Below are 13,237 nucleotides of genomic sequence, written 5' to 3'. Positions count from 1 at the left end.
CATGCGTGGTGTCCGGAGGACGTACGTAGACGTGATTTTTAGCCGTGACGGGTACTGGATTCAGCAAGGGTTGGGTAGTCGATGTAGCCTTCTGCACCGCCGCCATACAGGGTCGCAGGATCGAATGCCGACAAAGAGGCAGCGGTTTTAAGGCGCTCCACCAAGTCCGGGTTACCTATGAAAGGACGTCCAAAGGCGATCAAGTCAGCCTTGTTGTCGTTGAGTTGAGAGGTGGCCAAATTCACGTCGTAGCCATTGTTGGCGATGTAAGTGTTTTTGAAGCGTTGGCGCAAAGAACCAAAGTCGAAGGGCGCAACATCGCGCGGCCCGCCAGTCGCGCCTTCGACCACATGGAGGTACACAATGCCCAAGGCATTTAGTTGGTCGACAATGTAGTCAAACTGGGCCTGCGGTTCGCTGCTGGAGACACCATTGGCTGGCGAAACTGGCGATATACGGATGCCTGTGCGTTCTGCACCGACCTCGGCTACGACCGCCGCCGTCACTTCCAGCAGTAGGCGAGCGCGATTTTCAATCGAGCCACCGTAGGCATCAGTGCGGATGTTGGCACCGTCTTTGACGAACTGATCCAGCAAATAGCCGTTTGCGCCATGGATCTCTACGCCATCGAATCCCGCAGCGATGGCGTTTGCCGCGGCTTGGCGAAAATCATTGACGATCCCGGGTAGCTCGCTGATATCAAGCGCTCGCGGCTCTGAAACGTCCACGAAGCTATTGTTGACGAAGACCTTGGTTGCGGGACGGAGAGCGGAGGGTGCTACCGGGGCAGCGCCGTTCTCCTGCAGGTCAACGTGCGATACGCGTCCGACATGCCACAGTTGCAGGAAAATTCGTCCGCCTTTTGCGTGGACGGCATCGGTGACCTTGCGCCAGCCATCAATCTGCGCCTGCGTGTAGATACCGGGCGTATCCTGGTAGCCCTGTCCCTGCTGCGAGATCTGCGAGGCTTCGGAGATCAACAGGCCTGTAGAGGCTCTCTGGCTGTAATAGGTTGCAGCGAATTCGCTCGGGACGAAGCCTTCTCCCGCACGGTTACGCGTCAGCGGAGCCATCACGATTCTGTTGGACAGTGTCAGCGAGCCGAGCGTGTACGGCTCAAATAACGTCTTATCGTTCATATCGGTTCCATACTCGTTGATTAATGAAGGCGACATGCGCCGTGCCAGGGAAGATTCGCGTTGGTGTATTTATGATGTCGATCATGCTCAAAACTGTCAATGCTTTTGATTATGATCGACATCAGAGTATGATGAGGGCATTGCTTTTAGATGCAGAGGCGCAGGAAATGAAGATCACCAAGGCGCAATCGCTCGCCAATAGAGCTCACATCGTTGAGACGGCTTCAGAGCTGTTTCGCGAGCGTGGCTACGATGGCGTGGGGGTGGCTGAACTCATGGCAGCAGCCGGATTTACGCAAGGCGGTTTCTACAAGCACTTCGGCTCCAAGGCTGATTTGATGGCTGAAGCGGCAGCGAACAGTCTTTCGCATTCGCTGACCAGTTCCGAAGGTCTCGACGTTGCTGAATTCGTCGATCTTTATGTGTCCAGGGATCACCGAGACGGCAGGGGCAGCGGTTGCACCATGGCGGCCCTTTGTGGAGACGCTGCGCGTCAATCAGATGAGTTGAAAGCCACCTTTGCCAGCGGGGTAGAAAGCACGCTGGCAGCGCTCGAAGAAAAGTACAAAGCGAGTCAAGACGCGCCGCAGGATGGGGTACGGGCAAAAATGATCGACATGCTGGCGCATGCAATCGGTGCGGTCATGTTGTCGCGCGCCTGCCCAGATGATTCTTCTCTGGCTGATGAAATACTCGAGGTTTGCCACGCCGAGATAATTGCGTCATTGCCGTTGGCTCAGCATTGCCCCGGAAAGTAGGCACCATCTTCCGTGAACGATATTCAGCAGTCTCTCAACTTCGCCCAAAATTCTTCAGCGGATTGGCTGATATGTTGACGCCGACGCCGAATTGACCCAAGTGCCGATTAAGACTGACCCACCTCAAATAGGCACCAATCCAGAACAGGCAATGGTTTGCGAGGAATCAGGCTGGGTCAGTGACATTTCGGCAACTGGGGATGCGGCGGAAATCTTGGACTACCTGGAGGTAGTTCATGTACTCATACGAAGACCGTATCCGAGCGGTCAAGCTCTACATCAAACTGGGCAAGCGAACCGGGGCAACTATTCGTCAGTTGGGCTACCCGACGAAGAACTCTTTGAAGAGCTGGCACGCAGAGTATGAGCGATGCCTCGACCTGCCGCGTGGCTACGAGAACTCGAAGTCGAAGTACTCACTGGCCCAAAGGGAAAAGGCTGTCGGGCACTATCTCGAATACGGTCGCAACATCGCCGCTACCATCAAGGCGTTGGGCTACCCCGCGCGGGATTCGTTGCGTGCCTGGATTTACGAAATGCACCCCGAGTTGCATACGCGTATTGTCGGTCGTTCAGACGGGTTAGCCCGGCCGCCAGCGGTGAAGCAGGCAGCGGTCATCGCGCTGTGCACGCGAAAAGAAAGTGCGAAAGCCCTGGCTCAAAAGCTGGGCGTGTGCAGGCCGACCTTGTACAACTGGAAAAACCAGCTACTCGGCCCAGAGGTATCCCCATCCATGAAGTGTCGGCTTGAACCCTCATCGTCACCGGAACGAGAGGAGTTGCAGCGGCAACTCGAATCTCTCCAGCTCGATGTTCGCCGTTTGCAGCTTGAACATGACCTGTTGATGAGGGCGAATGAACTCATAAAAAAAGAGACGGGCATCAACCGGCAAGTCCTGACCAATCGGGAGAAGACATTGCTGGCTGATGCCCTAAGGCAGAGGTACTCCTTGCTAGAGCTGCTTGACGCGTTGGGCTTGGCCCGAAGCTCCTATTTCTATCATCGAGCCCGAATGCAGGTCGCGGAAAAGTACACCGAAGCGCGTCGTGCCATGGCGGACATATTCGAGCGCAATCATCGTTGCTATGGCTACCGTCGGATGCGAGCTTCGTTGAGCAGGCAGCGTGTGCGCCTTTCAGAGAAGGTGGTGCAGCGCTTGATGAAGCAGGAGTGCCTAGTCGTCGCCAAGCCGAAACGGCGTCGATACGGTTCCTACCTCGGGGAGATCAGTCCGGCGCCGGAAAACCTCCTCAACCGCGACTTCACGGCCCTAGCTCCGAATGAGAAATGGCTGACCGACATCTCGGAGTTCCAGATCCCAGCCGGCAAGGTGTACCTGTCCCCCATGATCGACTGCTTCGATGGGAAGGTAATCAGTTGGTCGATCGGCACGCGTCCCGACGGCGAGCTTGTGAACACGATGCTGGATGCCGCTGTCGAAACGGTGGCCAGCAACGATAAACGGCCTGTTGTTCACTCCGATCGTGGCGCTCACTACCGCTGGCCCGGCTGGCTATCGCGCATCGCTGATGCGAAGCTGATTCGTTCGATGTCGCGCAAAGGCTGCTCACCTGACAACGCGGCTTGTGAAGGTTTCTTCGGCCGACTGAAAACGGAGCTGTTCTATCCTCGCAACTGGCAGTCAACGAGCATCGAGCAGTTCATTCAGGCCTTGGATTCATACATTCGCTGGTACAACGAAAAACGAATCAAGATTTCCCTCGGCGCGCTCAGTCCCATTGAGTATCGTGAAAGCCTGGGCTTCGCGGCATAACCAGTCCAAGTTTTTGTCCGCATCCCCACTAGATCAATTCGGCGCCGGCGCCAACAGCGATGGTTCGCGGTGACCACAGCGAGGTTGAAGCTGCTGGAACATTTGCAGCGCTTATAAAAGGCAGCCTGCCTAGCTGACAACTTTCGATTGGTCGGACACGTAGATTTGGTGAGTGGCCGAAATCACTCCATTGTCGCCGGTCACCAGAAAGACTTGGGCGCATCGCACCGGACACTCAGAGTAGAGACTGGAGCTCAACGACCGCGACGGCACTCTTGGCTGTCTCTGAGTTCGTGAAGCGGTTTAGTCTTGGCCTTGCCACCATCTTGGGAGCTTGTGAATTGCCCTGGGTTTTGATGGGATTCCGCATCGCTAAGGGTGTTGCTCCTGTCTTTGCGGGCCGTACCTATGAGCGCTAGCAAGCGAAGGCGAGCTTTTTATTCGGCTTATGATCATGCATTAATCTACGCCGTATAAATAAGGAGATCCTGATGGTCACAGCACATGTTTTCATCGCCACCAGTCTGGATGGCTTCATCTCCAGGCCCGATGGTGACATCGACTGGCTTTTGCAGCGCGATGATCAAACCGAGGATCATGGCTACTCAGACTTCATCGCCAACAAGGATGTGATTGTGATGGGGCGGGGGAGCTATGAGAAGGTGCTGACCTTCGACACATGGTTCTACGACCGGCCCGTAGTGGTGCTGTCTGAACAGCTGGCCGGTTCGCCAGTGCCCGAGGCGCTGAAGGGCAAGCTGCGTTTTTCCAATCTTGCACCGGGGGACCTGATGGCGGAACTGGCGAGGCAAGGTGTGCGTCGGGTCTATGTCGATGGCGGGCAGTTGGTGCAATCATTCCTGCGCGATGGGTTAGTCGCCGATATGGTGATTACCACGGTTCCCGTGCTGATCGGCTCGGGAAGGCCATTGTTCGGGGCCCTTCAGCAGGACATTGAATTGAAACTGGTATCCAGCCGCTGCTTTCCTTCGGGTTTGGTGCAGTCCACCTATCGGTTGGCCCCATGACGAGGACGTTCGATCCAAGGCAAGGGGGGCGCGAGATGACATCTTGTCCACGGCGCTATCTCTGCTGGATGACGGCGGGGGTGCGATAGTTGACGATGCGCGCCCTTGCCGGGGTGACCCGCCAGATCACTAACCGCCTGGCCATGTTGCTGGCAGAGATCACGGCCGAGCCCATCTTGTGATGCGATATTCTCGTTGATCACGCCTATGGCAGTGGCCTGGCTCTTGCCTCGGCCCAAGGTAAGCAGACGCAGACCCAGATTATTCAACAACAGTATCAGCAGGCACTGGATCACCTACTGGACCGTTTGGGGAGGCCTGAAGGGAAGGGTAGGAGTTTGAGGAACCCTGCGCCCACCGATGGCTCCTGGCCGATTACTGCCCGTCGCACCCGGTAAATAACAGCTAAAACCAGCAGTTGAATGTGCCCGGAGAAACCCACGGGGATTCACGGCAAACACCTTGCACGTAACCGTCCGGTGAAGGCGCCTACCTGTACTAAGCAGGATCTGCAATGAGGTGCAGTCGCCCCGAACCTCACCGCGCAACGGTCTAGATAGGATCCTGAACATTGCTGGCAGGGTCAGCTATGGATGCGTAGGACGTCCCAAGGTAAGGTACGGTCGTCACGCTTGGGTTGATAAGGATTCGCCAAGCAGTGAGTAAGGATAACTTCACAAGGAATTGTCAGTGTACCCACCCGCGTTCCCCCATGACCCTATCACTCCTATTTTCCACAACGTTTACCTAGTTCATGGCAGCATCAGGATTGGCCCTGGAATGCGTATGAACCGAAACATGGTCATAGTCAAAAGTGGCGATGAATTGACCCTCATCAACCCGGTGCGCCTGAGCGATGCCGCACTTAGTCAGCTGGATGCGCTAGGTAATGTTCGCCATGTCCTGCGTCTAGGAGATTTCCATGGTCTAGACGATCGGTTTTACGTTGACCGATATCAGGCGGAGTTCTGGTGCCAATCTCGACCGGAGACTTACAAGGTGCCTATGGCAAACCATGTGATCAACGCCGCAGCGTCTCCGCCGATGCCTGATGCACAGTTTTTCGTGTATGAAGCGGCCAAATACCCTGAGGCGTGCCTTTTGCTGAAGAATCTAAAACTGCTCATCGCCACGGATAGCATTCAATATTGGGCCGACTGGAGTTACACGACTTTCCTTAGCAGATGCGTACTGCGAATGATGGGTTTTAAGCTGACGCTACTTATTGGCGGCCCTTGGCTGAAACGCGTCACGCCGGAGGGGGGCAGCCTTGTCGCCGACTTCGAGAGGCTTCTGAGGCTTGATTTCGAACATGTCGTAGGCGCTCACGGCCAACTCTTGCATGACGCAGCCAAACCTATGCTTGAAGCGGCAATTGCTAAGGCATTGCCAGATTGAGCAGACGATAGCTTGCTTCCGACAAGCGTGCGACCGAATCGCTCTACGTTAGTCAGGTCGGTATCCATCGATGCGGCAGCAGTTGCTCGATCTCACTCGCGCGTTGGGTTGGCAGCCGCATCGTCCGTCTGCCGAACCCACCTTCCTGATGCTTACGCTTAGGGCGATGGAGTCCATCTATTGAGATACCCTCTCTCGTCGGGCAAACTCCGGTTCATTGGCCGATAACAGGAGTTTACGGATGCCATTTCCACTGGCGGAACATAATGCCTTGTTGGCCCTAAAGGGCGTGGGGCCGGCCGTTATCGCTCGCCTTGAGCAGATGGGCATTGACTCGCTAGCTGTGCTCAGCAAAGCGAATGTTTGTGACATCCTGGCTCAGGCATCGTCAGCAGTGGGATCGACTTGCTGGAAGAATAGCCCCCAAGCTCGGGCCGCCATTAACGCGGCCATTGAGCTTGCGAAGGACTCTCAGTTGAGCACACCTGGTGCGTAAAGCTGATCGCTTATTTCAATTGGTAAATCTGATTCGTGTCCATCAGCCAATCTCTGCTGAACGACTGGCTAGCCGAATTGGCGTTTCCGTTCGCTCAATCTATCGATACATCGACGACCTTTCCTTCAGTGGAATCCCAATCTATGGTACCGCTGGCGTGGGATATGCCTTGGATGCCGATTTTGAGATGCCGCCTTTAACGTTGAACAAGCTCGAACTGGATGCATTGATGCTCGGGATGGAAATGCTTTCAGCTTCCGCCGATAACGATCTAGGTGTTGCTGCAAGGATGTTGTTGAGCAAAATCTCAGCGTCCATAGTCCATCACAAAGTTGACCCCAGCTCGGCAAAAATCAGGGCACTTGGAACAATACCTTCCTTGACGCGTGGCCATCTGGCAATCCTTCGAAATGCGATCGAAAACGCTCAGGCGCTGAAGATAATTTATACCAGCTTGGACGGTGTGGTTTCGCAACGTCTCATTTCTCCCCTTGGCCTTTTCTACTGGGGAGGAAAGTGGACGGTTGGAAGCTGGTGTAGTGCCAAGGCGGCTTACCGCGATTTTCGGGTTGATCGCATAGCCTCCATCGCTATTGCCCAACAACCATCACCCGACAATCCTGCCCTTGATCTCCAAGCGTATATGAAGCACCAGGCAAGCCAGTGGAAAGCGATCACCACTACTGACACTACGCTGTCAGTATGAGGCACTGATAATTGGGACTCCCTAACACACAGAAGGTCATCCCTATGCAGCGCTCATCTCATGTACTCGAATTAGCCATTTTCAAGGTCAAACCGGAATGCGTTGCGCAAGTGCCTGTGCTCCGCGCAGGGCTTCGTGAAACGTTAAAGACCTTCTCTGGTTTGATCGAGTACCGCGCCTACTGCCCTATGAGCGACGACCGAATCTTCGCGGACTTAGCAATGTGGGACAGTCTTGAGAATGCACAAAAAGTGGCAAAGGCGTTCAACGATGGAGATCCGAGATTCTCTGAGTATATGCACGCTATTGAAAACCTGACGTTCATGAGTCACCTCGTTCCAGAGATGAGTTGACCCCGACGGACTGCCAGAGCAGGCAAGAGACACCGATGCCTTTGCTGTCAGGCATCGGTGTCGTCACTTCCAGTGTAAGTGTTCTCAGATCACCTATTGCTAGGTTCCGGGCTGCAAACTGACGTTGTCTGGTAAAACCGTTTCGAAAAAACGTATCGTCCGCCCTCACACCTTGCGTGACTAAACGGGCGCCCACCTATGCGGCAGCAACTCGGTAATCTCACTCGCACGCTGCGTCGGCAGGCGTGTAAGAACATCCTTCAAGTAAGCATACGGATCATGCCCGTTGAGCCGCGCCGACTGGATCAAACTCATGATCGCCGCCGCACGTTTGCCGCTGCGTAACGAACCCGCGAACAGCCAGTTCGAGCGTCCAAGAGCCCACGGCCGGATTTGATTGTCGGGTAGTCAGACGCGGTTGCCCGCGTCCAACCCCCTAAGAACCGTGCATGCGAGTTTCCCAGCACACGGCTCAAGCCTCTGCTAAGGCGCTACTGGGCACCCGGTTATACATCGTCGACATTGGCAAATTGCACATCCCTTGGGCACCGCAGGTGGTAGATCTCAAAATTGGCGGCCGCATCCGTCCCTCCGTGACTCTGCTTCACAACATGGCGGCTATGCCATGGTGTGTCTTTGGTGACCGGTTTAAGGCATGCGCAGCAGCGGCCGCCTTGCTGTAGCCACACCCTATACAGCTTGGCTCGACCCTTTGGGGAGATAAGCATTCTTTTGCCCCATCGGGATTCGAAGTACTCATCCCATTCAGGGTCGTGAGGGTTGGCAGCAGCCTTGATCTTGATATGTCGCACAATTGGCGTGTCCGAGGCGTCCAATAACGTGTACTGACGCTTCCGACCATCGGCGGATTTTTCAGTACACGAGAACACCCAACGGCGCGCCCCTTGTACTTTAAAATACCGATCCTTCACCCATCGGCGTGTCTTGCGAGGGTGGCGACGTACCGCCCATCGCCAGAGCATTTCCCACACTGCGCTGTCCACCTGGTTGAAGCGACGACATGACTGTGATAGTTCGCCCAGCCCCGTAGAACCGGGTTGAGCAAACCTATCAAGTTAGCCTGCCGTATCGTTTTGTTGGTCTTGATCAACTCTCGCAGCTTGGCAAGTAAAGCTCCGATGTTCGCCTTGGACGGCTTGATCAGGAGCTTGCCGTTGTACTTGCGCAGGTTCCAGGGCACGCAGTTCTTCAGGGTTTAATTGGTCGAGATTTGGATGCGAAGTCATATTGCCAATTTTGTCAGAGAGGGCTGGTGGCGACGATAGACTGATGGGCCAATTGCGCTGGCAAGCAGGCCATGGCAGGCGAGTTAGAGCACCGTGATGGTTCCTCCGGAACCGACGCGTTGCCAAGGTAAGCCGAGCACCAAGGCTTGAAGTTGCTCGACGTCCAACTCGACTTCAGAGCCGTGCCGCACCCCCGGCCAAAAGAAGCGCCCTTGATTCAAGCGCCGGGCTGCAAGCCAAATCCCCACACCGTCATGCACCAACACTTTCATACGATTGGCGCGGCGGTTGGCGAACAGATATGCACAGTGCGGCTTCGCCGCACCGAACACCGCCACGACCCGCGCCAGCGCGGTTTCAGTGCCGGCTCGCATGTCCATGGGCTCGGTGGCGAGCCAGATGGAGTCGATGCGGATCATTGAGTTAGTCCGCGAACGAATCGGGCACAGCCATCAGGATCGGAAGCCGGCCATTTCACGGTCATCGTTCCTTGCCCGCATGGCAACTCGATGCTGACGAACTGCTCGTTCGGAATGTCTGGCTCCAGCTTCACCGGCAAGAAAGCGGGCAAGTCAGTGAGCTGGTGATCGCGGTAAAGCGGCAACCATTTGTGCACGACGTTAGCGTTGATGCCGTGACTCCAGTTGTGCAATAACCAGGGCATGACCATCCTGCAAGGCTATGCGCAGCTGAATCCCTTTTTCGCCTGGTTCATGCTCGTCTACGCCCTGCTGATGGGGCACTTGATGAACGCCTACATGATCAAGGGGGCGGGTGAGTCGCTTGCGATGCTGTTGAAAATCGACCAGCCTCTGCTGTGTTCACTGGCAGTGGTACTCGCTGTGTGGATGCTGGTGGGGCGTAATATTTATTCGATGATCGAAGGCGTGATGAAGGTGCTGCTGGCGATCATGACCCTGGCCTTTATTGCCTTGGCCGTGATGTCCGGTCCCGATGTCGTCGGCATCGTCAAAGGCACCATCGGCTTCAGTATCCCGCCGGATGAAGGCGTGCATGGCGCGCTGCTGGTGGCGGTATCGGTTATCGGCGCAGTTGCAGGCTCCATCGCCAACTTCGTGCATCCGTATGTCATGCGTCAAAAGGGTTGGGTAGGGCCGCAGCACAAGCGTGTTCAACGTAACGATTTGCTGTTTGCAGTGTTCGTCGGGATCGTCATCAACCTGGCCATCTGGATCGTCGGCGCGGAAATCCTGCGGCCCAACGGCATCGAGGTGAAGACCTTGGGCGATCTGGGCAAGGCGCTGGAAATTTTCTTCGGCCCGATGGGTTGGTATGTGTTCTTCATCGGCGTGTTCGCGACACTGTTTGCCAGTATTTCAGGCAAGACCACCGCGTTCCCGATGTTGATTACCGATGCCTTCCAACACGTTCGTCCTGAACGTCGCGAAAAGTACGGTAAGGAGTTTCATCATGATCCGATGCATAAATGGTTCATGCTGTTCATCCTCGTGACGCCGTTGGTTTGGTCGCTGCCAGGCATGCCGGATTTCGTGACCCTGACCATTGGTGTCAGCGCGTTGAACATCATTGGCTTGCCGGTCATTTCCCTGGGCCTGCTGATCATGTCCAACCAGAAGTCGCTGCTGGACAAGAAATATCGCAACAACCTGTTTGAAAACATCGCGCTGCTCTTTGCTACAGGCCTCGCGCTTTGGGTCGCCTTCCAGTTGGGCGTCGATCTGTTTACCTGACACCGCGCCACCGAGGGGACGCAACGTCTCCTCGGCGGCCCGCGTTCAGTCAGTCACAGACCCCTGCGGTATTCTCCCGGCGAAACTGTCCACCAGGCTCGCCACCACCATCTCTCCCATTCGCGTGCGAGTCTGCAACGTCGCACTGGCGCGATGGGGCTGCAGCACCACGTTCTCGTTACCGAACAGTGTCTCGGGCACGTTCGGTTCATCGACAAACACATCCAGTGCCGCACCCGCGATCTCTCCAGCGGCCAGTGCCGTCACCAGATCGACCTCGTTGACCAGCTTGCCGCGCGCCACGTTGATCAGATACCCGTCCTTGCCCAGCGCCTGCAGCACCTCGGCATTGATGATGGCTTCAGCCTTGTCGGCAGCGGCCGCGAGAATCAGCGCATCGCTGTTGCTGGCCAGCTGCTTCAGGTCGGCGATGAAAGTGTGGTTCACATCGCTCATCGGCTGTAGATCGGTGTAACTGATCGGGCAGCCGAACGCTGCGGCCCTGGTCGCCACTGCACGGCCGACCCGGCCCATGCCGACGATCCCGATGCGCATGCCCGACACCTGACGCGCCAACGGCAACGGTGCCAACGGTGTCGGGCTATGGGGCCATTGCCCCGAACGCACATAACGATCACTGGTGCACAGACCCCGGCACACGGCAATCAACAATCCGATGGCCAGGTCGGCGACGTCTTCGGTCAGCGCTCCGATGGTTGCAGTCACGCGGATCCCGCGATCCCTGGCGTAAGCCAGGTCCACCGCATCGGTACCCACGCCGTTGACCGCCACCACTTCCAGTTTCGGTAGCTGCGCCATCAGCGCCTGGCTGATCCCGGTATGCCCGCCGGTGACCACCCCGCGAATGTTCGCGCCGTGTTCCTGCAAATAAGCCTGCTTGTCGGCCTGCTGGAAGTAACGTCTGACGGTAAACAACTCATCGAGCCGCGCGTTGATTTCAGGGATCAGGATCGGGCTGAGCTGCAAGACTTCTGGCTTCATGTAAACCTCGCGTAACGGAATAAAAAGGCCGGTTCAACCGCGACCGGCAAACGGCATGGCACTGGCCATGACGGTCATGTTCAGGACGTTCGCCTCCAGCGGCAGGCCGGCGATGTAGCGCACGGCATCGGCCACATGCTTGACGTCCACCATTGGCTCCACGGCGATGGTGCCGTTGGCCTGGCGCACGCCTTTGGTCATGCGCACCGACATGTCGGTCAGGGCGTTGCCGATGTCGATCTGGCTGCAGGCGATGTTGAATTCGCGCCCGTCCAGGGCGAGGGATTTGGTCAGCCCCAGCACCGCATGTTTGCTGGCGGTGTAGGCGCTGCTGAACGGTCGTGGCGTATGCGCCGAGATCGAGCCGTTATTGATGATGCGTCCGCCCTGTGGCTGTTGCCGGCGCATCAGTGCGAAGGCACCACGGGCGCAGAGGAAAACGCCGTTGAGGTTGGTGTCGATGACGTTGCGCCACTGCTCAAACGTCAGCTCATCGAGCGGCACGGCAGGGGCGTTGACTCCGGCGTTGTTGAACACCACGTCTAGGCGTCCGTATACCTCGGTGATGGTGGCAAACAGCGCATCGACACTGGCAGGGTCGCGCACATCAGTGGGCACCGCCAGCGCTTCGTGTCCTTCGTTGAGCGCCAATTCGACCAAGGCCTGCAACGGCTCCGGCCGACGTCCGGCCAATACCAGGGTGAATCCGTCGGCCATCAGAGCCAGGGCCACGGCACGGCCGATTCCGCTACCGGCGCCGGTGACCAGGGCCACTTTCAAAGGACTGTTCATAGGGTTTCTCCTTGTTCAATTCGAGAGGGCGTATGCAGGGTCAAGGTCGCTGGCCGACGCGCATTTCCAGTTGGCCGATGCCGTCGATCCCGGCGTTAATGATGTCGCCCGGTTGCAGCACATCGACGCCTGCCGGGCTGCCGGTCATGATCAAGTCACCGGCCCGCAGCGCTACTGATTGCGAGATGCGGCTGATGATTTCACTGATCGACCAGATCTGGCTGTCGAGGCTGTCGCGCTGGCGCTCTTCACCGTTGACGTTCAGCCACAAATCGCCGTCCGGGTGTCCGGCGCGAGTCACCGGCACGATGGCGGTCATCGGCGCGGCGCCGTCAAACACCTTGGCACCTTCCCACGGCAAACCATTGCTTTTGGCCGCGCGCTGGACATCACGACGGGTCAGATCAAGACCGACGGCATAGCCCCAGACATAGGCCTGCGCCTGACTCTGCGGAATATTGGCGCCTCCTTCACCGATGGCCACGACCAATTCGATTTCGTGGACAAACTCTTCGGTCAACGGCGGGAAAGTCACTTCACCCGCCGCATCCACCACGTTGCTCGCCGGTTTCATGAAGAACACTGGCGGTTGGCGGGACTGGCCTTGGGTGTCTGGCCAAGGGTAGTTGCGGCCGACGCAAAATACCCGGCCAACGGGGAAACGCTGCTGGCTGCCGGCAACCGGCAAGGTCACGGGCAGATCCGGGGTAAACACATATTCGGTCATCGTCATTTTTGTAGTCGTCCTGTTAGAAGCTTCAGCGTACGGCGGCAATCTTTTGCGAAGTTGGACGAATGCCGCTTCGTGTTGGAGAAAAACGGTGTCTTGGC

13 protein-coding genes and 3 pseudogenes are annotated in these 13,237 nt (G+C 56.8%); 8 read left to right on the top strand and 8 right to left on the bottom strand.

Features of this window, described 5'->3' with window-relative positions; translation table 11 throughout:
- Positions 1–38: 38 nt before the first annotated feature.
- Positions 39–1,139, bottom strand: a complete 1,101-nt coding sequence (locus tag AABM52_RS17095; protein ID WP_347907059.1) for an alkene reductase — start codon at positions 1,137–1,139, stop codon at positions 39–41.
- Between the two features lie 167 nt (positions 1,140–1,306).
- Here AABM52_RS17095 and AABM52_RS17090 point away from each other — a divergent pair, with 167 nt between their 5' ends.
- From AABM52_RS17090 to AABM52_RS17060, 7 genes are all read left to right on the top strand, one after another.
- Positions 1,307–1,897: a helix-turn-helix domain-containing protein gene (locus AABM52_RS17090; protein ID WP_347912642.1), complete on the top strand. Its 591-nt coding sequence runs from the start codon at positions 1,307–1,309 to the stop codon at positions 1,895–1,897.
- Between the two features lie 236 nt (positions 1,898–2,133).
- Positions 2,134–3,672, top strand: coding sequence for an IS3 family transposase (locus tag AABM52_RS17085; RefSeq protein WP_347907057.1), 1,539 nt, complete (start codon positions 2,134–2,136; stop codon positions 3,670–3,672).
- Positions 3,673–4,163: 491 nt separating this feature from the next.
- The gene (locus tag AABM52_RS17080) at positions 4,164–4,700 is read left to right on the top strand and encodes a dihydrofolate reductase family protein (protein WP_347907055.1); all 537 of its coding nucleotides are present in this window, start codon (positions 4,164–4,166) and stop codon (positions 4,698–4,700) included.
- A 786-nt stretch (positions 4,701–5,486) separates the two neighbouring features.
- Positions 5,487–6,098: a hypothetical protein gene (locus AABM52_RS17075; protein WP_237235708.1), complete on the top strand. Its 612-nt coding sequence runs from the start codon at positions 5,487–5,489 to the stop codon at positions 6,096–6,098.
- A 241-nt stretch (positions 6,099–6,339) separates the two neighbouring features.
- On the top strand, positions 6,340–6,594 hold the full coding sequence (locus AABM52_RS17070; RefSeq protein ID WP_347907053.1) for a helix-hairpin-helix domain-containing protein: 255 nt from the start codon (positions 6,340–6,342) through the stop codon (positions 6,592–6,594).
- On the top strand, positions 6,587–7,300 hold the full coding sequence (locus AABM52_RS17065) for a YafY family protein (RefSeq protein ID WP_347907051.1): 714 nt from the start codon (positions 6,587–6,589) through the stop codon (positions 7,298–7,300). Before AABM52_RS17070 ends, AABM52_RS17065 begins: the two co-directional genes overlap by 8 nt.
- A gap of 44 nt (positions 7,301–7,344) precedes the next feature.
- Positions 7,345–7,653: a hypothetical protein gene (locus AABM52_RS17060; RefSeq protein WP_347907049.1), complete on the top strand. Its 309-nt coding sequence runs from the start codon at positions 7,345–7,347 to the stop codon at positions 7,651–7,653.
- A 180-nt stretch (positions 7,654–7,833) separates the two neighbouring features.
- Here the strand turns inward: AABM52_RS17060 and AABM52_RS17055 are convergent.
- The 4 genes and pseudogenes from AABM52_RS17055 to AABM52_RS17040 all read right to left on the bottom strand — a co-directional run.
- Positions 7,834–8,055, bottom strand: a pseudogene (locus AABM52_RS17055) (transposase domain-containing protein); the annotation flags it as partial.
- A 104-nt stretch (positions 8,056–8,159) separates the two neighbouring features.
- Positions 8,160–8,854: pseudogene (locus AABM52_RS17050) on the bottom strand (group II intron maturase-specific domain-containing protein).
- A gap of 129 nt (positions 8,855–8,983) precedes the next feature.
- Complete coding sequence (tnpB, locus tag AABM52_RS17045) at positions 8,984–9,319, bottom strand: IS66 family insertion sequence element accessory protein TnpB (RefSeq protein WP_347907046.1); 336 nt, start codon at positions 9,317–9,319, stop codon at positions 8,984–8,986.
- A complete protein-coding gene (locus tag AABM52_RS17040; protein ID WP_347907044.1) occupies positions 9,316–9,564 on the bottom strand; it encodes a hypothetical protein in 249 nt (82 codons plus the stop codon). The genes tnpB and AABM52_RS17040 overlap by 4 nt, the downstream gene beginning before the upstream one ends.
- On the opposite strand from AABM52_RS17040, the pseudogene AABM52_RS17035 reads away from it, so the two are divergent.
- Positions 9,542–10,612, top strand: a pseudogene (locus AABM52_RS17035) (NRAMP family divalent metal transporter); the annotation flags it as partial. The gene AABM52_RS17040 and the pseudogene AABM52_RS17035 sit on opposite strands and share 23 nt — an antisense overlap.
- A gap of 45 nt (positions 10,613–10,657) precedes the next feature.
- Here AABM52_RS17035 and AABM52_RS17030 read toward each other — a convergent pair.
- From AABM52_RS17030 to AABM52_RS17020, 3 genes are read right to left on the bottom strand one after another with little or no spacing between them, the layout of a single operon-like run.
- Positions 10,658–11,614, bottom strand: coding sequence for a 2-hydroxyacid dehydrogenase (locus tag AABM52_RS17030; protein WP_347907042.1), 957 nt, complete (start codon positions 11,612–11,614; stop codon positions 10,658–10,660).
- 33 nt (positions 11,615–11,647) lie between these two features.
- Positions 11,648–12,406 carry an SDR family oxidoreductase gene (locus AABM52_RS17025; protein WP_347907040.1) on the bottom strand — a complete coding sequence of 253 codons (759 nt, stop codon included), beginning with the start codon at positions 12,404–12,406 and terminating at the stop codon, positions 11,648–11,650.
- 40 nt (positions 12,407–12,446) lie between these two features.
- Positions 12,447–13,139: a fumarylacetoacetate hydrolase family protein gene (locus tag AABM52_RS17020; RefSeq protein WP_347907038.1), complete on the bottom strand. Its 693-nt coding sequence runs from the start codon at positions 13,137–13,139 to the stop codon at positions 12,447–12,449.
- Positions 13,140–13,237: the final 98 nt, after the last annotated feature.

Origin of the sequence: Pseudomonas grandcourensis, from assembly GCF_039909015.1 — a bacterium.
Lineage (GTDB): Bacteria > Pseudomonadota > Gammaproteobacteria > Pseudomonadales > Pseudomonadaceae > Aquipseudomonas > Aquipseudomonas grandcourensis.
This window is presented reverse-complemented; position numbering and strand designations above follow the sequence as displayed.

Excerpts from the sequence above, each read along its gene's own strand:
- AABM52_RS17095 (WP_347907059.1), bottom strand. The coding sequence starts at position 1,139 with ATGAACGATAAGACGTTATTTGAGCCGTACACGCTCGGCTCGCTGACA.
- AABM52_RS17090 (WP_347912642.1), top strand. The coding sequence starts at position 1,307 with ATGAAGATCACCAAGGCGCAATCGCTCGCCAATAGAGCTCACATCGTT.
- AABM52_RS17085 (WP_347907057.1), top strand. The coding sequence starts at position 2,134 with ATGTACTCATACGAAGACCGTATCCGAGCGGTCAAGCTCTACATCAAA.
- AABM52_RS17080 (WP_347907055.1), top strand. The coding sequence starts at position 4,164 with ATGGTCACAGCACATGTTTTCATCGCCACCAGTCTGGATGGCTTCATC.
- AABM52_RS17075 (WP_237235708.1), top strand. The coding sequence starts at position 5,487 with ATGAACCGAAACATGGTCATAGTCAAAAGTGGCGATGAATTGACCCTC.
- AABM52_RS17070 (WP_347907053.1), top strand. The coding sequence starts at position 6,340 with ATGCCATTTCCACTGGCGGAACATAATGCCTTGTTGGCCCTAAAGGGC.
- AABM52_RS17060 (WP_347907049.1), top strand. The coding sequence starts at position 7,345 with ATGCAGCGCTCATCTCATGTACTCGAATTAGCCATTTTCAAGGTCAAA.
- tnpB (WP_347907046.1), bottom strand. The coding sequence starts at position 9,319 with ATGATCCGCATCGACTCCATCTGGCTCGCCACCGAGCCCATGGACATG.
- AABM52_RS17040 (WP_347907044.1), bottom strand. The coding sequence starts at position 9,564 with ATGCCCTGGTTATTGCACAACTGGAGTCACGGCATCAACGCTAACGTC.
- AABM52_RS17030 (WP_347907042.1), bottom strand. The coding sequence starts at position 11,614 with ATGAAGCCAGAAGTCTTGCAGCTCAGCCCGATCCTGATCCCTGAAATC.
- AABM52_RS17025 (WP_347907040.1), bottom strand. The coding sequence starts at position 12,406 with ATGAACAGTCCTTTGAAAGTGGCCCTGGTCACCGGCGCCGGTAGCGGA.
- AABM52_RS17020 (WP_347907038.1), bottom strand. The coding sequence starts at position 13,139 with ATGACGATGACCGAATATGTGTTTACCCCGGATCTGCCCGTGACCTTG.